The 17,709-nt window shown below is 59.8% G+C and carries 14 protein-coding genes and 1 pseudogene; 3 read left to right on the forward strand and 12 right to left on the reverse strand.

Annotation, left to right across the window (positions count from 1 at the left end; all coding sequences use genetic code 11):
* Positions 1 to 101: 101 nt before the first annotated feature.
* The 8 genes and pseudogenes from LIX91_RS01425 to LIX91_RS01460 all read right to left on the reverse strand — a co-directional run.
* Positions 102 to 1,715, reverse strand: a complete 1,614-nt coding sequence (locus LIX91_RS01425; protein ID WP_103696339.1) for an NAD(P)/FAD-dependent oxidoreductase — start codon at positions 1,713 to 1,715, stop codon at positions 102 to 104.
* Positions 1,716 to 1,812: 97 nt separating this feature from the next.
* Entirely contained in the window at positions 1,813 to 2,493 is a 681-nt protein-coding gene (locus LIX91_RS01430) for a COG3650 family protein (protein WP_003412840.1), read from the reverse strand.
* 256 nt (positions 2,494 to 2,749) lie between these two features.
* On the reverse strand, positions 2,750 to 3,451 hold the full coding sequence (locus tag LIX91_RS01435) for an ABC transporter ATP-binding protein (protein ID WP_003393371.1): 702 nt from the start codon (positions 3,449 to 3,451) through the stop codon (positions 2,750 to 2,752).
* Entirely contained in the window at positions 3,452 to 4,219 is a 768-nt protein-coding gene (livG, locus tag LIX91_RS01440; protein WP_032614929.1) for a high-affinity branched-chain amino acid ABC transporter ATP-binding protein LivG, read from the reverse strand. It abuts the gene before it with no gap.
* Complete coding sequence (locus LIX91_RS01445; RefSeq protein WP_003418445.1) at positions 4,216 to 5,481, reverse strand: high-affinity branched-chain amino acid ABC transporter permease LivM; 1,266 nt, start codon at positions 5,479 to 5,481, stop codon at positions 4,216 to 4,218. Before LIX91_RS01445 ends, livG begins: the two co-directional genes overlap by 4 nt.
* Positions 5,478 to 6,401 carry a high-affinity branched-chain amino acid ABC transporter permease LivH gene (gene livH, locus LIX91_RS01450; protein ID WP_003314436.1) on the reverse strand — a complete coding sequence of 308 codons (924 nt, stop codon included), beginning with the start codon at positions 6,399 to 6,401 and terminating at the stop codon, positions 5,478 to 5,480. Before livH ends, LIX91_RS01445 begins: the two co-directional genes overlap by 4 nt.
* A 227-nt stretch (positions 6,402 to 6,628) precedes the next feature.
* Complete coding sequence (locus LIX91_RS01455; RefSeq protein ID WP_003412836.1) at positions 6,629 to 7,753, reverse strand: branched-chain amino acid ABC transporter substrate-binding protein; 1,125 nt, start codon at positions 7,751 to 7,753, stop codon at positions 6,629 to 6,631.
* Between the two features lie 75 nt (positions 7,754 to 7,828).
* A pseudogene (locus LIX91_RS01460) lies at positions 7,829 to 8,080 on the reverse strand (hypothetical protein); the annotation flags it as partial.
* Between LIX91_RS01460 and LIX91_RS01465 the strand changes: the two are divergent.
* The gene (locus tag LIX91_RS01465) at positions 8,079 to 8,384 is read left to right on the forward strand and encodes a DUF2288 domain-containing protein (protein ID WP_003418442.1); all 306 of its coding nucleotides are present in this window, start codon (positions 8,079 to 8,081) and stop codon (positions 8,382 to 8,384) included. The pseudogene LIX91_RS01460 and the gene LIX91_RS01465 sit on opposite strands and share 2 nt — an antisense overlap.
* A 150-nt stretch (positions 8,385 to 8,534) precedes the next feature.
* Here LIX91_RS01465 and LIX91_RS01470 read toward each other — a convergent pair whose 3' ends face one another.
* Positions 8,535 to 10,826 (reverse strand): putative bifunctional diguanylate cyclase/phosphodiesterase, encoded by a 2,292-nt coding sequence (locus tag LIX91_RS01470; RefSeq protein WP_226487868.1) that lies wholly within the window; start codon positions 10,824 to 10,826, stop codon positions 8,535 to 8,537.
* Between the two features lie 386 nt (positions 10,827 to 11,212).
* Entirely contained in the window at positions 11,213 to 14,059 is a 2,847-nt protein-coding gene (gene rapA, locus LIX91_RS01475; protein WP_226487869.1) for an RNA polymerase-associated protein RapA, read from the reverse strand.
* 233 nt (positions 14,060 to 14,292) lie between these two features.
* Here rapA and LIX91_RS01480 point away from each other — a divergent pair, with 233 nt between their 5' ends.
* Complete coding sequence (locus LIX91_RS01480) at positions 14,293 to 14,634, forward strand: hypothetical protein (RefSeq protein WP_003418438.1); 342 nt, start codon at positions 14,293 to 14,295, stop codon at positions 14,632 to 14,634.
* 100 nt (positions 14,635 to 14,734) lie between these two features.
* Positions 14,735 to 14,893, forward strand: a complete 159-nt coding sequence (locus LIX91_RS01485) for a hypothetical protein (RefSeq protein WP_011268687.1) — start codon at positions 14,735 to 14,737, stop codon at positions 14,891 to 14,893.
* A gap of 218 nt (positions 14,894 to 15,111) precedes the next feature.
* Here LIX91_RS01485 and LIX91_RS01490 read toward each other — a convergent pair whose 3' ends face one another.
* Together LIX91_RS01490 and LIX91_RS01495 are read right to left on the reverse strand one after the other, a co-directional pair.
* Entirely contained in the window at positions 15,112 to 16,737 is a 1,626-nt protein-coding gene (locus tag LIX91_RS01490) for a type III helper protein HopAK1 (protein ID WP_226487870.1), read from the reverse strand.
* 170 nt (positions 16,738 to 16,907) lie between these two features.
* On the reverse strand, positions 16,908 to 17,378 hold the full coding sequence (locus LIX91_RS01495; protein ID WP_003314447.1) for a MaoC family dehydratase: 471 nt from the start codon (positions 17,376 to 17,378) through the stop codon (positions 16,908 to 16,910).
* Positions 17,379 to 17,709 lie beyond the last annotated feature (331 nt).

Consider the following 17,709-nt stretch of genomic DNA (forward strand, 5'->3'; position numbering starts at 1 on the left):
AACACCGCACAGCAAAACCCCGAGCCGCAATGCTCGGGGTTTTTTATTGCCAGGCGTGAATGCTCCCACAAGGCTTATGTATAACGACAGTCAGACCGGGGTCAGCCCTCGATACCCAGCATGTCGCGCACCAGCGCTTCGGCCACCCGAATGCCGTCTACGCCAGCCGAGAGAATCCCGCCCGCATAGCCAGCGCCTTCACCGGCCGGGTAAAGGCCTTTGGTGTTCAGGCTTTGCAGAGTCGGCCCGCGGGTAATGCGCAGCGGTGCCGAGGTGCGGGTTTCGATGCCGGTCAGCACAGCGTCGTGCAGCGAGAAGCCTTTGATCTGCTTGTCGAACGCAGGCAACGCTTCACGAATCGCTTCGATGGCAAAGGCGGGCAGGGCCTCGGCAAGGTCCACCAGCTTCACACCCGGCTTGTAGGACGGTTCAACGCTGCCCAGAGCGGTCGAGGCCCGGCCTGCAATGAAGTCGCCGACCAGTTGCGCAGGAGCCTCGTAGTTGCTGCCGCCGAGCAGATAGGCGTGGGATTCCAGACGCTCCTGCAACTCGATACCGGCCAGCGGGCTGCCAGGGTAGTCCTGTTCCGGCGAGATACCGACCACGATGCCCGAGTTGGCATTGCGTTCGTTGCGTGAGTATTGGCTCATGCCGTTGGTGACCACTCGACCGGGCTCTGACGTGGCTGCCACGACCGTGCCGCCAGGGCACATGCAGAAGCTGTAGACCGAGCGACCGTTGCTGGCGTGATGCACCAGCTTGTAATCGGCTGCGCCGAGCTTCGGGTGACCGGCGTACTTGCCCAGTCGCGCGCGGTCGATCAACGATTGCGGGTGTTCGATGCGGAAGCCCACCGAGAACGGCTTGGCTTCCATGAACACGCCACGGCCGTGCAGCATGCGGAAGGTGTCACGGGCACTGTGGCCCAGCGCCAGAATCACGTGCCGGGACTCGAGCTGTTCGCCGCTGTCCAGTTGCACACCCAGCAATTGGCCGTCCTCGATCATCACGTCGGTCACGCGCTGCTGAAAGCGCACTTCGCCGCCCAGCGCTTCGATCTGATGGCGCATGTTCTCGACCACGCCCGTCAGGCGGAACGTGCCGATATGCGGCTTGCTGACATAGAGGATTTCATCCGGCGCGCCGGCCTTCACGAACTCGTGCAGCACCTTGCGGCCGATGAATTTCGGGTCCTTGATCTGGCTGTAAAGCTTGCCGTCGGAAAAGGTCCCGGCACCGCCCTCGCCAAATTGCACGTTGGACTCGGCGTTGAGGACGTTTTTGCGCCACAGCGCCCAGGTGTCCTTGGTGCGCTGACGAACTTCGGTGCCGCGCTCGAGAATGATCGGCTTGAAGCCCATCTGCGCGAGCAGCAGGCCGGCAAAGATACCGCAGGGTCCGAAACCCACGACGATCGGGCGCTCTGTCAGCCCCTCGGGAGCGTGACCGACGACTTTGTAGCTGACATCAGGTGCCGGGCCGACGTGGCGGTCATTGGCCAGCTTGCGCAGCAGTGCTTCTTCATCCTTGACCTGGAAGTCGATGGTGTAGATGAAGCACAGCTCGGAAGACTTTTTGCGCGCGTCGTAGCTGCGCTTGAAGAGGGTAAAGTCCAGCAGTTCGCCGCTGTCGATACCCAGGTGCTTCAAGAGCGCAACGCGCAGGTCTTCTTCCGGATGATCGATCGGCAGCTTGAGTTCGGTGATTCGTAACATTAAGGGGTCCAGTTTTCGGGCCGCAGGTTCAGCCCGACAGCACTACAAGAACCGGCGATTATAAGCGCTGAACCCCTTTGGCGGCGAGCCTGGGCGATCAGTCGTCGCGTGAACCGCCGTAATAACCGCAGCCACGCTGGGCCTGGCCGTTGATGCGCAGCTCTGCGGTGAGGTGTTGCACCGAGCCGTCGACGCTGTCGACGCAGCGCTGTGGCGCGACCCAGATCTCGATGCGTTGGTTGTTGGCTTCGCTGCTGACGCTGAAACTGCCGTCCGGCAGCTTCTCTTCCACGTAGGGCAGCGCCAGTGGCGCAACGCCCTCGCGCTCCAGAACCATGCCCTTGCCGCTGACATTGACGTTCCAGGCGGGCTTGTTGCCATTGACGTGCAATGTCAGGCGTTTGAAATTGAGGTCTTCACAGGCCTGGCCGGGACGTTCGACGCGGTACAACTGATGCAGGTCCAGCTGACCGTCACTGTTGGCTGCCTTGCTTGCGGCAAAGCTGCCGCGCAGATCGGCAAACACCGTGCCCTTGCTGTCTGCCAGCGAGGCCGCTTCCTGCAGAATGCCGGTGTTGCCGCGATCCTTGACCACGTAGCGACGCTGCTCGTTACACGGCTTGAACAGCAACTGGCCGTTTTCCCCGGTCAGGTCGCCCTGCATACGGAGCATGCCCGCGGTGGAAACCTTCGGTTCCTCGGCCTGTTTACCGAGCAACTGACACCCGGCAAACAGCGGTAGAAGAGCAAATACGAGGACGGAACGGGCAGCGAACATGATGTGGTCTCCAGACAAGTGCCGCCACGTTACTCAGACTGGAGGTGCATCACAAGGGTCGGGATGCTTATCGCGCGAGCAGTGGCTTCGACTATCGTGCAGGTTTGACGCTGACCGTAGGAGCGAACCTGTTCGCGAAAGGGCCGTTTTGTTCGACGAAAATACATCGTTTAAACGAACGCCTTCACGAACAAGCGAAGCGTCGCCCGATTCGCTCCTGCAAAACCGTTTCGGCCTCTCGGGACGTGGCGTGCGCTTACCCGCCCAGATACGCGTCCCGCACTTTCGGATCGACCAGCAGTTCTTCACCTGTGCCTTGCATGACCACGCGGCCGTTTTCCAGTACGTAGGCGCGGTCGGCGACTTTCAGGGCCTGGTTGGCGTTCTGTTCGACCAGAAACACCGTCACGCCATCGCGGCGCAGCTGTTCGACGATCTCGAAAATCTGCTGGATGATGATCGGCGCCAGACCCAGTGAAGGCTCGTCCAGCAACAGCAACTTGGGCTTGCTCATCAGTGCGCGACCAATGGCCAGCATCTGCTGTTCGCCGCCGGACATGGTGCCGCCGCGCTGATTGAAGCGTTCCTTGAGGCGGGGAAAGAGGTGCAGAACCTTGTCCATCTGTTCCTGATAATCCTCTTTTTCCGTGAAGAAACCGCCCATCGCCAGGTTCTCTTCAACGGTCAGACGTGCAAATACCCGGCGGCCTTCCGGCACCACGGCAATGCTCTTGCGCATGATGATCGACGACTCCAGCCCGACCAGTTCCTCGCCCATGTAGCGGATACTGCCGCTGTGGGCGCGCGGTGAGCCGCACAGGGTCATCAGCAGGGTGGACTTGCCCGCGCCGTTGGCGCCGATCAGGGTGACAATTTCACCCTGGCGTACTTCCACGTTGACGCTGTGCAGCGCCTGGATCTTGCCGTAGAAGGTGGAAACGTTTTCGAACTGCAGCATTTACGCTTCCCCCAGGTAGGCTTTGATCACATCGGGATTGTCACGAATCTGTTCCGGCGTGCCATCGGCCAGAGGCGTGCCCTGATTGATCACCACGATGTGGTCGGAAATGCTCATCACCAGTTTCATGTCGTGCTCGATCAACAGGACCGTCGCGTTGTGCTCGCTGCGCAACACGCCGATCAGCGCTTTCAGATCATCGGTTTCTCTGGGGTTCAGACCCGCTGCCGGTTCGTCGAGCATCAGAATGCGCGGACGCGTCATCATGCAGCGGGCGATTTCCAGGCGGCGTTGCTGACCGTAGGCCAGCGTCCCGGCAGGGCGGTTGGCGAATTCCCTGAGGTTGACCGCCTCAAGCCAGTGCTCGGCGTAGTCCATGGCTTCACGTTCGCTGCGGCGGAACGCGGGCGTCTTGAACAGGCCGGACAGGAAGTTGGTGTTCAAATGCCGGTGCTGGGCAACCAGCAGGTTCTCCACGGCGGTCATTTCCTTGAACAGGCGCACGTTCTGGAACGTACGCACCACGCCCTTGCGCGCGATCTGATGGCCAGCCAGGCCCTGGATCGGCTCACCGTCGAGCAGAATCGTGCCCGCGCTCGGCCGGTAGAAACCGGTCAGGCAGTTGAAAACTGTCGTCTTGCCGGCGCCATTGGGGCCGATCATCGACACGACCTGCCCCTGATTGACGCTCAGGGCAACGCCATTGACCGCCAGCAGGCCGCCAAAACGCATGCTCAAGCCAGTGGCTTGCAGTAATGGGCGGCTCATTTCGGCAGCTCCGCTTTCAATTTCATTTCGGGCCGCTGCATCGGCAGGAAGCCTTGTGGACGCCAGATCATCATCAGCACCATCAACGCGCCGAACATCAGCATGCGGTAGTCACTGAATTCACGCATCAGCTCAGGCAACAGGATCATCACGATCGCCGCCAGGATCACGCCCAGTTGCGAGCCCATGCCACCCAGCACCACGATGGCCAGGATGATTGCCGACTCGATGAAAGTGAACGACTCCGGAGTGATCAGACCCTGACGTGCAGCAAAGAAGCTGCCCGCGAAGCCTGCGAATGCAGCGCCAAGGGTGAAGGCCGAGAGCTTGATCACGGTCGGGTTCAGACCCAGTGCGCGGCAGGCGATTTCATCTTCGCGCAGGGCTTCCCAGGCCCGGCCGATCGGCATGCGCAGCAGGCGATTGATGACGAACAACGCCGCCAGTGCCAGCAGCAGGGCGATCAGGTAGAGGAAGATGACCTTGTTGATCGAGTTGTACGGCAGACCGAAGAACTCGTGGAAGGTCTGCATGCCCTCAGCGGCCTTGCGCTCGAAGGTCAGACCGAAGAGGGTCGGCTTTTCGATGTTGCTGATGCCGTTCGGACCGCCAGTGATATCGGTCAGGTTACGCAGGAAGATGCGGATGATCTCGCCGAACCCCAGCGTCACGATGGCCAGATAGTCGCCGCGCAGGCGCAACACCGGAAAGCCCAGCAGGAATCCGAACAGCGCCGCCATCAACCCCGCGATCGGCAGGCAGATCCAGAAACCGAGCCCGTAATAGTGCGACAGCAGGGCATAGCTGTAGGCGCCGACCGCATAGAAACCGACATAGCCCAGGTCAAGCAGACCTGCCAGGCCGACCACGATATTCAGGCCGAGGCCGAGCATCACGTAGATCAGGATCAGCGTGGCAATGTCCACCGCACCGCGCGACCCGAAGAATGGCCAGATGAAGGCCAGTACGATGAGCGCCGCGAGGCCCCAGCGCTGGGTTTTCGGCTGGGTCAGGAAGTCGCTGGTCTTTTGCGGGATCAGCGGTTTGTCGGAGCCGCGACGCAGGCCGCTGATCTGCTCGGCAAACAATACGCGCAGAAACAGCAGGACCGAACATACGGCAATGATGGTCAGGGTCATCGGGCTGGCGTTCTGCACTTGCAGGGTGACGCCGGAAAAGGCCAGTTTCAGGCCGAACACCGGGTAGGCCACAGCCCAGACCAGTGCGGCGCTGAACAGCGCCTGTTTGAAAGACTTGCTCATACTTTCTCAACCTCCGGACGACCCAGAATGCCGGTCGGTCGGAACAGCAGCACCAGGACCAGCAGGCCGAAAGCCACGACGTCCTTGTACTGATCACCAAAAATGTCGGCACCGAAGGCTTCGGCGACGCCCAGCACCAGGCCACCGAGCACGGCACCCGGGATCGAACCGATGCCGCCCAGTACCGCAGCCGTGAAGGCTTTCAGGCCGACGAGGAAACCGGCGTTGGGGTTGATCACGCCGTATTGCATGCTCAGCAGCATGGCGGCGACGGCGGCCAGTGCAGCACCTACCACGAAGGTCAGGGCGATGATGTTGTTGGTATTGATCCCCAGCAGATTGGCCATCTTCATGTCCTCGGCGCAGGCGCGGCAGGCGCGGCCCATTCGCGAGCGGGAGATGAACAGGGTCAGGCCGGTCATGGCCACCAGGGTGACGACGAACACCACGATCTGCATGTAGGAAATCAGCACTTCCTCTGCGCCACCGGGCCCGAACGAGAGGCTGCCGGGCAGCAGGTTGGGGATGGCGAAGTTGCCGGAGCCCTGGGAAAGCTGGACCGAGTTCTGCAGAAAGATCGACATGCCGATGGCAGAAATCAGTGGAATCAGACGGTTGCTGTTGCGCAACGGACGGTAGGCTACGCGCTCGATGCTGTATCCGTAGGCACTGGTCACGATGATCGCAGCGGCAAAACCGGCAATCATCAGCAACGGCAGGCTGTGAATCCCCAGCATCGCCAGACCGGCGAGTGCCATGAAAGCTACATAGGAACCGATCATGTACACCTCGCCATGGGCGAAGTTGATCATTCCGATGATGCCGTACACCATCGTGTAACCGATGGCGATCAATGCATACGTACTGCCAATGGTCAGGCCATTGACCAGCTGCTGCATGTAGTGGAATAACTCGGGCATTTACCGCGCTCCTAAAAACCTGATCTGCATTTCTCTGACCTGCGCCGGGGTGGCATTCTGTCGATGCGTAGCCTGTTGCGCTGCCAAGGAACCGCTATTGACGGTTTTAAGATTTTCAGGGGGCCTCGTGCATGCCGTTCGGGTCGCCGAAACGTGCGTACGGGCCTGGATTCGTAAAACAAAGCCCACTGCGCTGGCAGTGGGCTTTGAGGGTTGACGCAAGCAGCTTATTTGGCGGCTTCGGTCTTGGGTTTGCCGAAGTGCCACTCGTAGACCACGAACTGGAAGTTCTTCAGGTCACCTTTTTCGTCGTAGCTCAGCTCGCCCATTGGCGTCTTGAAGGTACCGGCATGGATGGCAGCAGCCACCTTGGTGGTGTCTTCGGACTTGGCGGCCGCGATGCCGTCAGCAATGACCTGCACGGCGGAGTAGGACGGGTACACGAACGGGCCGCTCGGGTCCTGGCTCTTGGCCTTGAAGGCTTCGGTCAGTGCCTTGTTGGCCGGGTCCTGGTCGAAGGATTTTGGCAGGGTGACCAGCAGGCCTTCGGAAGCTTCGCCAGCAATTTGCGAGATCGACTCGTTGCCGACGCCTTCAGGGCCCATGAATTTGGCGTTCAGGCCTTTTTCCTTGGACTGTCGCAGGATCTGGCCCAGCTCAGGGTGGTAGCCGCCGTAGTAAACGAAGTCGACGTTGGCCTGCTTGAGCTTGGCGATCAGCGACGAGAAGTCCTTGTCGCCAGCGTTGATGCCTTCGAACAGCGCAACCTTGACGCCTTTTTTCTCCAGCGTCTGCTTGACGGCTGTCGCGATACCTTCGCCGTACTGCTGCTTGTCGTGGATGACTGCAACGATTTTCGGCTTGGCGACGTCGGCAATGTAGTTGCCAGCGGCCGGACCCTGGGCGCTGTCCAAACCGATGGTGCGGAACACCAGTTTGTAGCCGCGCGCGGTGATTTCCGGGCTGGTGGCAGCCGGAGTCACCATGATGATGCCTTCGTCTTCGTAAACGTCGGAGGCTGGCTGAGCGGAGCTGGAGCAGAGGTGGCCGACCACGTATTTCACGCCGTCATTGACCACTTTGTTGGCGACCGCAACGGCCTGTTTCGGATCGCAGGCGTCATCGTATTCGACGGCTTCAAGCTTTTTGCCATCCACGCCGCCTTTGGCGTTGATCTGCTCGATGGCCATCTTGGCGCCATTGAACTGCATGGTGCCGTATTCGGCGACAGGGCCGGTCTTGGGGCCGGCGATGCCGATCTTGATGGTGTCAGCTGCGAACGAATGGCTGGCAACCCCCGCCATAACCAGTGCGGCAAACAGCCTTGAAAGCTTATTGGTACCCTTAGTCATGATGCTCCACTCTTGCGTTGTAGTTTTTATAATCCTGATGGCCAAGGCTCCAGGACCGATTCGATCACCGGTTGTCCCACGCCGCCAACTGTACCGGAACAGTTTAGAGCGCGGTTCGCTGGCTTGGAAAGCCGGGCGTCTGGGGACAAACCTGTGGGTGTCGCTTAATCGAAAGAAAGTTACAGAATCGAACCGCTTGAGCGTCTGAAATCACTTCAGATCCATAAGGTTATCTGCACTTCCCTGCGATAAATCGCCTGCTTCTGGGCTTGCCGGTGGGAAAGTCAGCGCTATCATTGCGCCGATTTTCTTTTTGGTGAAACCCATGACGCAAGAACCTAGCACCCTCTATGCCAAACTGCTTGGCGAAACCGCCTCAATTACCTGGACTGAATTGCAACCATTCTTTGCCAAGGGTGCCCTGTTGTGGGTCGAGTTGCCTCTGGATTTGATCGAAGTCGCCGAGGCAGTGGCCGAAAATGATGCAGCCAGGGTGTCTGCATGGCTGGCTGAGGGGCGGGTTGGCAAGGTGTCTGAAACCAAGGCGCTTGAGCTGGTGGAGTCAGATCCGCTGCTCTGGGCTGTGGTAGTGGCACCTTGGGTTTTGATTCAAAACAGGGCGCAGGACTGATTTGCGCACCAGTCAGGTGCCTTGCGGCTTTCCGGAGTGAGTTGGAAGGTAACTCTTCGGCAGCCCGCGTAGCGTAAAACCACACCGTGGAGGTCGCGGTTTTCGCGGGCTGCACTGTTTCTTTCGACGATGGCGCCGTGCGCTGCGCCTTCAGGTACGAACAGGTCTGGGGCTGGCGAAATCGTCATTCTCAGACAGTTCGGCAAACACATCCGGAATGTCCGGTGTTTCGCTGTCCGGCTCCTGGCTATGCTGTTGTGGCAGGGCAGACCAGCGGGTCGTGGGTTCGCGCTGGTTCATCTGTCTGGCAAGGGGCAGGATGCGCTCCAGCGGCTGGGGCCTGCTGAACAGATAACCTTGTACGTAATCACTGCCAAACTGCCTGAGAAACTCCAGCTGATCCTGGGTTTCGACGCCTTCGGTCACGACTTTCAAGCGCAGCGTATGCGCCATGACGAGGATTGCCTGAACGATTTCCATGTCCTGCGGGGACTGGGGGATGTCGATAATGAACGAACGGTCGATCTTCAGCGTGTCCAGTGGCAGCCGCTTGAGATAGGCGAGTGACGAGTAACCCGTGCCGAAGTCGTCGATCGACAGGGAAACACCCAGGCTGCGAATGTGCTTGAGCATCAGGATGGTGTTGCTGATGTTGCCCATCAAGGCATTTTCGGTCACCTCCAGTTCCAGCCTTCCAGGCGCTGCGTCGGCATCGGCCAGCGCCCGCTCAACCTCCTCGACCAGTTCGTTGCGGCCCAGCGTCAGCGCTGAGCAGTTGACGGAGATGATCAGCGGTTCCAGCCCTTCCTGATGCAAAGTGCGCAGGTCGTGACAGGCGCGGCGCAGCACCCAGTTGTCCAGTTCGGCAATCAGGCCGTTGGCCTCGGCAATGCCGATGAAGCGTGCGGGTACCAGCAGGCCGTGGTGCGGGTGATTCCAGCGTACCAGCGCCTCGAGCTTGGCAACGTGGCCGGTGCGCATGTCGACGATAGGCTGGTAATACACCTGCAGCCCCGTGCCCTCGCGCAGGGCATTGCGCAGCTCTTCTTCCAGTTGCAGCTCCAGACTGGCCTTGGTCTTGAGCGCCGGGTTGAAGAAGTTGACGCCGTTGCGCCCTTTGTCCTTTGACTGGTAAAGCGCGAGGTCCGCGTGCTTGAGCAGCTCATCGCAGGTCGAGCCGTCACGCGGGAACACGGCAATGCCGATACTGGTGGTCATGACCATGCGCCTGCCTGCCAGCGCGATGGTCTCCTTCATTTTGTGCATGACCCGATGAGCCAGATGCCGTGCCTCTTCGTAGTCCGGAATGCTCAGCAGGATGCAGAATTCGTCGCCGCCGAAACGGGCTACCACGTCCTGGGCGCGGGTAGCACTGCGGATGCGCTCGGCGATCACCTTGAGCAACTCGTCACCCGCGTCATGGCCCAGGCTGTCGTTGATGCGCTTGAAGTGGTCGATGTCCAGAAACATCACTGCGAGCATGCCTTTGGTGTAAGTGTGCTCCTGCAGCTTCTCGGCGAAGATCTGATTGAAACCGCGGCGGTTGATCAGATTGGTCAGCGGGTCGTAATGCGCAACCTGCTGAAGCGAGACGCGTGCCTGATCCAGCTGGGTAAGCAGTGCATTGACCCGCTGCAGATCATGCTCCTTGCCTTGCAGTTTCTTGTCGGCCATTGCCGCGCTGATGCTGCCGGCGATGATCAGCAGGGCGATGGCCGCGATGGTAAGCCCCAGCTGTAGGCTGTTTTCGGTGGTGGGGCCGTGCAGCTCAGTGCCTTCGGGTACCACCAGCCGCAGCGCCTTCATGCCCATCAGGTGCATGGTCAACAGGCCTGCGCCCAGCAGAAGGCTAACCGCGTAACGGAACATCTGATGAAACATGCCGCTGTACTGGCGCAAGTGCCGGGACAGGGTCAGGAGCGCGATGCTGGAAAGGACCGCCACCACAATCGACAGGGCAAACATCCGCGGCTCGTAGTACTGCGTGGCGCTGGAGCGCATGGCCGACATGCCCAGGTAGTGCATGACGCTGATGCCGATCCCCATTACCACAGCGCTGATCAGGCAGCGCCTCAGGGTCAGTTCCGGGACGGTCAGTGCTCGCATGGCCACCAGTGCGGTAATCAATACGATCAGCAGGGAAGTCAGCGTGATGGAGAGGTCATAGGCGATTTTGAGCGGTGCCTGGAAGGCCAGCATGCTGATGAAGTGCATCGCCCATACGCCACCGGCCAGGCAAAGCGCGCCCAGCGCTTTCCAGAGGCGACGGCTTTTGAGGGCGTCGACCTGGATGACACGGTCCGCAATGTCCAGCGTGGCAAAGCACGCAGCACAGGCCACGCCGTAAGCCAGCGCGACCAGAAACAAGTTGTGACTACAGTCGATCAACAATTGCACGTCCGCTGGTGGGTCAGCGAATACGTTCAAACCCAGCCAATCCATAGCTTGCCCTATTCTCACTGCAAGGGCGCCAGGGCTGAAAGCCTGGCGTTGTAAGCTGAGTATAGAAGCTGTTTACAACCTGCCAATACATGAGGTGCCAATTTGGCATCAAAGTGATGGCTGGCGCGTCTGGACTCCATGATTGGGAGGACGCAGAGCGTCCGGAAGGGCATGCCCACGCGGAGCATGGGCACGATAGGGGGTGTTGCGAATATCGGGAACAGGTGCACGGTAGGGGGTGTTGCGGATATCTAGGCGCTACGGGACACATCGTTCCTCACGCTCCAGCGTGGGAACGCCTTTCATGACGCTCTGCGTCATAGCGTGAGCAGGAGCGCCATGCCCATGCGGCGCATGGGCATGGCAGGTGGGTGTGTAACCGGCCCTCAGCCGGCGACCAGTACCCGGATCGCTTCCAGACGCAGGGCCGCTTTTTCAAGCATGGCCAGACCCTGTTCACGTTGCGCGCGCAGAGCTACCAGTTCACTGTCGCGCACGGTCGAATTGACCGCTTGCAATGCCGTCAGGCGGGCCAGCTCTTCTTCGGTGTCGGCTGCCAGGCGGCGCTGGGCTTCGGCGACGCGCTCTGCGTGTTTCGGCGTGATTTTCTCTTCGCCCGCGTTGATCCTCGGGGTCAGTTGGTCACGTTGTGCCTGGATGAACTTGTTGGCGCTGGCACGGGGCACACTTTCGAGCTGATCATTGAGCGTGTTGAACGACACACGGCTGGCCAGATCGTTGCCATTCGGGTCAAGCAGGCAGCGCAGCGCGGCAGGCGGCAGATAACGTCCCAGCTGCAGCGAGCGCGGCGCAACCACTTCGCTGACGTAGATCAGTTCCAGCAGAACGGTGCCCGGCTTGAGCGCCTTGTTCTTGATCAGCGCCACGGCGGTGTTGCCCATCGAACCGGACAGCACCAGATCCATGCCGCCTTGCACCATCGGGTGCTCCCAGGTGATGAACTGCATGTCCTCGCGGGACAGCGCCTGATTGCGATCGTAGGTGATGGTCACGCCTTCGTCGTCGCCAAGCGGGAAGCTGGCGTCGAGCATCTTTTCACTCGGTTTGAGGATCAGGGCGTTTTCCGAATGGTCCTCGCTGTCGATGCCAAACGCGTCGAACAGGGTTTCCATGTAGATCGGCAGGCTGAACTGATCGTCCTGATCGAGGATCGCTTCGACCAGCGCTTCGCCTTCGCCAGCGCCGCCGGAATTGAGTTCCAGCAAACGGTCGCGACCGGTATGCAGTTCGCTCTCCAGGCGCTCGCGTTCGCTGCGGGCTTCATCGATCAGGGTTTGCCACTCGTCGTCGTCACCGCTTTCCAGCAGCGGCAGCAGGCGCGGGCCGAACTGATGCTGCAGGGCGTTGCCGGTCGGGCAGGTATTGAGGAACGCATTGAGCGCTTCGTGATACCACTGGAACAGACGGGCCTGCGGACTGGTTTCCAGGAAAGGGACGTGCAGCTCGATGGTGTGCTTCTGGCCGATCCGGTCAAGACGCCCGATACGCTGCTCCAGCAAGTCCGGGTGCGACGGCAGATCGAACAGGACCAGATGGTGGGCGAACTGGAAGTTGCGGCCTTCGCTGCCGATTTCCGAACAGATCAGCACCTGGGCGCCGAACTCTTCGTCTGCAAAGTAGGCCGCCGCACGGTCGCGCTCAAGGATGTTCATGCCTTCGTGGAACACCGTCGCGGGGATACCGGAACGCACACGCAGCGCATCTTCCAGGTCCATGGCGGTTTCGGCGTGGGCGCAGATGACCAGCACCTTGACGCGTTTGAGCATTTTCAGGGTATCGATCAGCCAGTCGACGCGTGGATCGAAGCGCCACCAGCGCTCTTCTTCACTGACTTCCGATTGCGACTGGAAGCTGACTTCCGGGTAAAGATCGGCGTGCTCGCCGACCGGCAATTCGAGGTATTCGACGGGGCAGGGCAGCGGGTATTGATGCAGCTTGCGCTCCGGGAAGCCCTGCACCGCGGCGCGGGTGTTGCGGAACAGCACGCGGCCGGTGCCATGACGGTCGAGCAGTTCGCGAATCAGACGCGATTTGGCTTCTTCGTCGCCGGTATTCACTGCGGCCAGCAGCGAATCGCCTTCGGCACCCAGGAAGCCGTGAATGGTCTCCTGCGCTGCTGCGGACAGCTTGCCCTTGTCGAGCAACTCCTGAACGGCCTGAGCCACCGGGCGATAGTTCTCGCTCTCGGCACGGAAGGCCTTGAGGTCGTGGAAACGGTTCGGGTCCAGCAGGCGCAGACGGGCAAAGTGGCTGTCCTGGCCTAGTTGTTCCGGCGTCGCGGTCAGCAGCAGTACGCCAGCAATGACTTCGGCCAGCTGTTCGACCAGCGAATATTCGCGGCTGGCCTTGTCTTCGTGCCAGACCAGGTGATGCGCTTCGTCAACCACCATCAAGTCCCAGCCCGCCGCAAACAGGGCGTCCTGGGCTTTTTCGTCTTCGACCAGCCATTCCAGGGCAACCAGCGCGAGCTGGGTGTCTTCGAACGGGTTGCCGGCATCGCTTTCCATGAAACGCTCGGCGTCGAACAGCGCAACCTGCAGGTTGAAGCGGCGACGCATTTCCACCAGCCACTGGTGCTGCAGATTTTCCGGAACCAGGATCAGTACGCGGTTGGCGCGGCCCGACAGCAGTTGGCGATGGATCACCAGACCGGCTTCGATGGTTTTACCCAGGCCCACTTCGTCGGCCAGCAGAACGCGTGGCGCGATGCGGTCCGCGACTTCGCGAGCGATGTGCAACTGGTGGGCGATAGGCTGTGCGCGCACGCCACCCAGGCCCCAGAGCGAGGACTGCAATTGACGGCTGGTGTGCTCGAGCGTGTTGTAGCGCAGCGAAAACCATGACAGCTGGTCGATCTGGCCGGCGAACAGACGATCGGTCGCCAGGCGGAACTGGATGAAGTTCGACAACTGGGTTTCCGGCAGCGTGACCACTTCGTTCTGCGCGTTCAGGCCGTGGTAGACCAGCAGGCCATCGACATCGTCGACTTCGCGAACGGTCATTTTCCAGTTTTCGAAGTGCGTGATCACGTCGCCAGGGGAGAAGCGCACGCGGGTCAGCGGCGCGTTACGCAGTGCGTACTGACGTGTTTCGCCAGTGGCCGGATAGAGCACGGTCAACAAGCGGCCGTCCTGTGCCAGAACGGTGCCCAAACCCAGCTCGGCTTCGCTGTCACTAATCCAGCGTTGCCCCGGTTGATACTGCTGCGCCATGCTGCCTGTCTCCCGCTTGAAAAAGCTGAGTATGTTAACGGAACGCGCCCCGAAGGCCAAAGGCAGCGTGAAAAAACTCATGGTCAGCGCCGGAACCTATCGAATTTTTGGTTCCATGACACTTATTTCACTGAGAGGGGTCAAAAAAGATCTTATAAACCACCACTGGCTATTTCAGCCCGGTTCAAGTTGCCTCGTGCACGGCCGAAACCCCGGTAAGAGGAGATAAAACCATGCTGCAACCTATGCTTCCGTTAAGTGTGGTACCTGTGACATCACAGCTGGATCCGGCCAAACGCATGCCGGACATCCCACCTGTAGCGCCGGTGCAGCAGAGCTCCAGCGAGACCTCCATCGACCTGCACAATGAAGATACTGAGCGCAGCGCGTTGCTGTTGCGTGAAGAGCAACAGCGCCAGCAGCAACAGCAGCAGGCTCATGGCGGCGGAGAAGCCGAGGAATACGTGGGGCTGGTGGTCCCGGGTGATTCGCTGAACGCCGACAATACCGTACCCGTCGTACCGCTCATCGACGACGAGCCGCGCCAGGGGCTCTGGGTGGATATTCAGATCTGATCGCTGCACCGCCCTTGTCTGTACGGGTCACGGGACTGGCCAGGGCCGCTGCGATTGAGCATTATTGGCCCTGATTCCCCGTGTTCGAGAACCGCAAGCCATGAGCGACGATGCACAACTGATCGATCTGGGCGCCGAGCGCGCCAAGCGTATCCACGATCTGAATGACAAGCGCCTCAATGAAGTACGCAATGCCTTCGAGCAGGCCATGCCGCTGGGCAAGCAGAAAAAGTCCGGCAAAAAGCCTAAAAAGCGCTGATCCCGCCTTCACACCCTTGATCTGATCAGTCTGGTTCAGCAACAGCTGATCTGGATCAACTCGTCTTTATGCACGCTGCCTTAATCTCGTTCCATCGAATGCGCTGTGGGCGGACACGCGCCTACACGCATTCAATGAGCACGCAAGGCACTTGGGGCGACTTCGGTCGCCCTTTTTTTCGTCTGCATGCCACGCCCTGTATCGAGCGTCGGGCGTTATCAGTTCACGGTGTTGGCGCCGGCATGGGCCAGGTCATAGGCTCTGGCGGCTTCGGCGGTCTTGATGTCGCGCTGATAGCTCGGCGTCCAGGCGGTCACCGGTGACTTCTGGGTGAAGCTGACATTGCTGCCGATGTCCTTGAAGTGCGCATCGCCATAGTCATCCAGTACGCCGGAGTTGCTGGCCTTGTTGGAAACATCCACGCCTTTTGCGAAATAGTTGGCCTGCGAAAGGATCGTCGCATCCCCCGTCGCAGTGAAGCCGAGGTGGAAGTCGTCGATCGAGTTGTTGAACACATCAAATTGCCCATGACGCATCAGGCCAGGTGCCCGAACATCAAGGTTGCTGAACACGTTGTTGGCGATGGTCATGCGCGGGTAGCCCTTGTACTCGGCCTTGGCTTGAGCGGAGTCGTCCGGCTGACCGAGAATCACGCCATATTCGTTGTTCTGGAATTTCGAGTTGGTCAGGCTGACGTTGTCTGCCGTCCCGCCGACATAGAGCAGCTTGTCCAGACCTTTGGGGTTCTGATCCTTGGTGCCTGAATAGGTATTGTGGTCGATCCAGTATTTCTGACCGCTGCTGATGAACATCTGCATGTCGCCGTTTTCGCGATAGCGGCTGTCGTGGTCGAAGTTCAGGTTCTGGAAGATGTCATTGCTGGCGGTCTTGCCGCTGGCCAGGTAGATGTTGTGCAGACTGTTGCCCTTGTCGGTGCCGAGCAGGGTCTTGTTGGCGCCAAAGTTGATGGTCACCTTGCTGTCGGCAGACAGGTTGGCCCCCAGTTTGACGGTACGGGCTTTGTCGTCCTCCATGTACTTCTTGAGGTCCGCCACGGTATTGACTGTAACGACTTCGCCACCGTTACCGCCGGTGGTGTTGGCCTCTTTGGCGAAACCCACAATGCCGGACATGTCCGCGCCCTGGCCATGCGCGGCCGGGGTCGCGGTTTTGGCTGCGTTAACCGGGTTATCGGTTTTGGCGGTGGTGTCCGTCGAAGTTTTCGGCAACGCAGGATCATGGACCACTGCCGGTTTTGCCGCATCGGGTCTGGCGGGTGTCTTGTCTGGGGTGGCACTGCTTGGCTCGGCCGTCCGGGGTGCTGTTTGTGACGGCGCAGCGGGCGTCGGCTCTGTATTTTTTTGCAGTGATACAGGTTGTTCTGAAGGGTGATCGCTCTGCACCACAAAGGGTTTTTCTGCGTTGCCCTGAGGTGTTGAAGGCGTCGACGAGGAAGGGGAAGAGGGCGATTGAGCGAGCGTCGGCGTCTGTTCGCTTTGAGGCTGTGCAGGCCCAGAGCCGCTGTGTAGATTGCCTTCCAGCAGCGAGAGCAGGTTGTTGAGGATGTTGCGGATCGCTTGCACAAGTTTGTTCAGTACCTGCTCACCGTTGCTCCCCATCGCGTTTGAAGACGTGCTCGTGTCAGTCGGCTGGACTCTGGAGCCTAGTGTATTCAGCGAGGAGTGCGGGCCATTGGCCTGCTGTGTCAGGCCGAAGTCGATCAGGTTGCTATTGTGGCCCGGCTTGATGCCCTGGCCTTGAGGCTGCAGTTGATCGGTCTGTGCCGGGGCATCCTGCGCAGGAATCCCGGAGACGGGGTAATAGTTTCTGTTGATCGTATTCATGGCTGATTTCCCCGCCTGTGAAATGAACAATTCGTGACCCGGATAGGGAGCGCTACTGGTTCCCTGAGTGGAAAGCGCAGGAAAGCAGTTCCGGTTGCATCATGAATTTTTTGTTCAGGCCACTGGCGAGTCTGGCGTGCGCGGTGCGTGGCACACGCCCGTGCGCGGTATCAGCCGAAAGTGATCTCGGGCAATACGGTCAGGTCGACGGTCTGCTGTTTGCGCGGTGCGAGAATCTCGGCTTCGCCGTCTACAACCAGCTCATCGTTCTGATTGAAAACGCGGGTGGCGATGCGCACGCGGAACTTCGGCAGTTTTTCCAGGATTTCCAGGCGCACAGTCAGGGTATCGCCCAGTTTTACCGGCTTGAGGAAGGTCATCTGCTGACCGATATAAATGGTGCCGGGGCCAGGCAACTCGCAGGCAACCGCTGCACTGATCAGTGCGCCGCTGAACATGCCGTGGGCAATACGCTCCTTGAACATGGTCTTGGAGGCGTATTCGGCGTCCAGGTGGACCGGGTTGTGGTCTCCGGACATGGCGGCGAACAGTTGAATGTCACGCTCTTCCACTGTCTTGCTGTAGCTGGCGGTCTGACCGACTTCAAGGGCTTCGTAAGGCGTGTTGGTGACTTGAGTCATGTGGCTGTCCTGACAATAAAAATGAATTGAAGCGCGCCGGTTCGTGCAACCCGACCTGGCCTTGATTTGTAACACTTGATGACCTGTCGCCGCCAATGCGCGGAGAAGATCATTCAGACGCTTGCTGGCGCTCCCCGGATCACATTCAAGGCAAATAATAAGCAAACGTCGTGTGAATACTGCTACTGCGCTATCGGGCAAGTATCTTTACCAGCCCGATTGCCGTGCGCAGTGTATCGCCGGCGACAGATTTCAGTCTGAACAGAGACAAGATTCATGCTGCTGATGAGGCCCGGACGATTATTTGCCTGAGGCACTTTAACTGCTAACG

The sequence above is a fragment of the Pseudomonas sp. B20 genome, assembly GCF_020515755.1.
GTDB classification, from domain to species: Bacteria; Pseudomonadota; Gammaproteobacteria; order Pseudomonadales; family Pseudomonadaceae; genus Aquipseudomonas; species Aquipseudomonas syringae.

Excerpts from the sequence above, each read along its gene's own strand:
- LIX91_RS01425 (WP_103696339.1), bottom strand. The coding sequence starts at position 1,715 with ATGTTACGAATCACCGAACTCAAGCTGCCGATCGATCATCCGGAAGAA.
- LIX91_RS01430 (WP_003412840.1), bottom strand. The coding sequence starts at position 2,493 with ATGTTCGCTGCCCGTTCCGTCCTCGTATTTGCTCTTCTACCGCTGTTT.
- LIX91_RS01435 (WP_003393371.1), bottom strand. The coding sequence starts at position 3,451 with ATGCTGCAGTTCGAAAACGTTTCCACCTTCTACGGCAAGATCCAGGCG.
- livG (WP_032614929.1), bottom strand. The coding sequence starts at position 4,219 with ATGAGCCGCCCATTACTGCAAGCCACTGGCTTGAGCATGCGTTTTGGC.
- LIX91_RS01445 (WP_003418445.1), bottom strand. The coding sequence starts at position 5,481 with ATGAGCAAGTCTTTCAAACAGGCGCTGTTCAGCGCCGCACTGGTCTGG.
- livH (WP_003314436.1), bottom strand. The coding sequence starts at position 6,401 with ATGCCCGAGTTATTCCACTACATGCAGCAGCTGGTCAATGGCCTGACC.
- LIX91_RS01455 (WP_003412836.1), bottom strand. The coding sequence starts at position 7,753 with ATGACTAAGGGTACCAATAAGCTTTCAAGGCTGTTTGCCGCACTGGTT.
- LIX91_RS01465 (WP_003418442.1), top strand. The coding sequence starts at position 8,079 with ATGACGCAAGAACCTAGCACCCTCTATGCCAAACTGCTTGGCGAAACC.
- LIX91_RS01470 (WP_226487868.1), bottom strand. The coding sequence starts at position 10,826 with ATGGATTGGCTGGGTTTGAACGTATTCGCTGACCCACCAGCGGACGTG.
- rapA (WP_226487869.1), bottom strand. The coding sequence starts at position 14,059 with ATGGCGCAGCAGTATCAACCGGGGCAACGCTGGATTAGTGACAGCGAA.
- LIX91_RS01480 (WP_003418438.1), top strand. The coding sequence starts at position 14,293 with ATGCTGCAACCTATGCTTCCGTTAAGTGTGGTACCTGTGACATCACAG.
- LIX91_RS01485 (WP_011268687.1), top strand. The coding sequence starts at position 14,735 with ATGAGCGACGATGCACAACTGATCGATCTGGGCGCCGAGCGCGCCAAG.
- LIX91_RS01490 (WP_226487870.1), bottom strand. The coding sequence starts at position 16,737 with ATGAATACGATCAACAGAAACTATTACCCCGTCTCCGGGATTCCTGCG.
- LIX91_RS01495 (WP_003314447.1), bottom strand. The coding sequence starts at position 17,378 with ATGACTCAAGTCACCAACACGCCTTACGAAGCCCTTGAAGTCGGTCAG.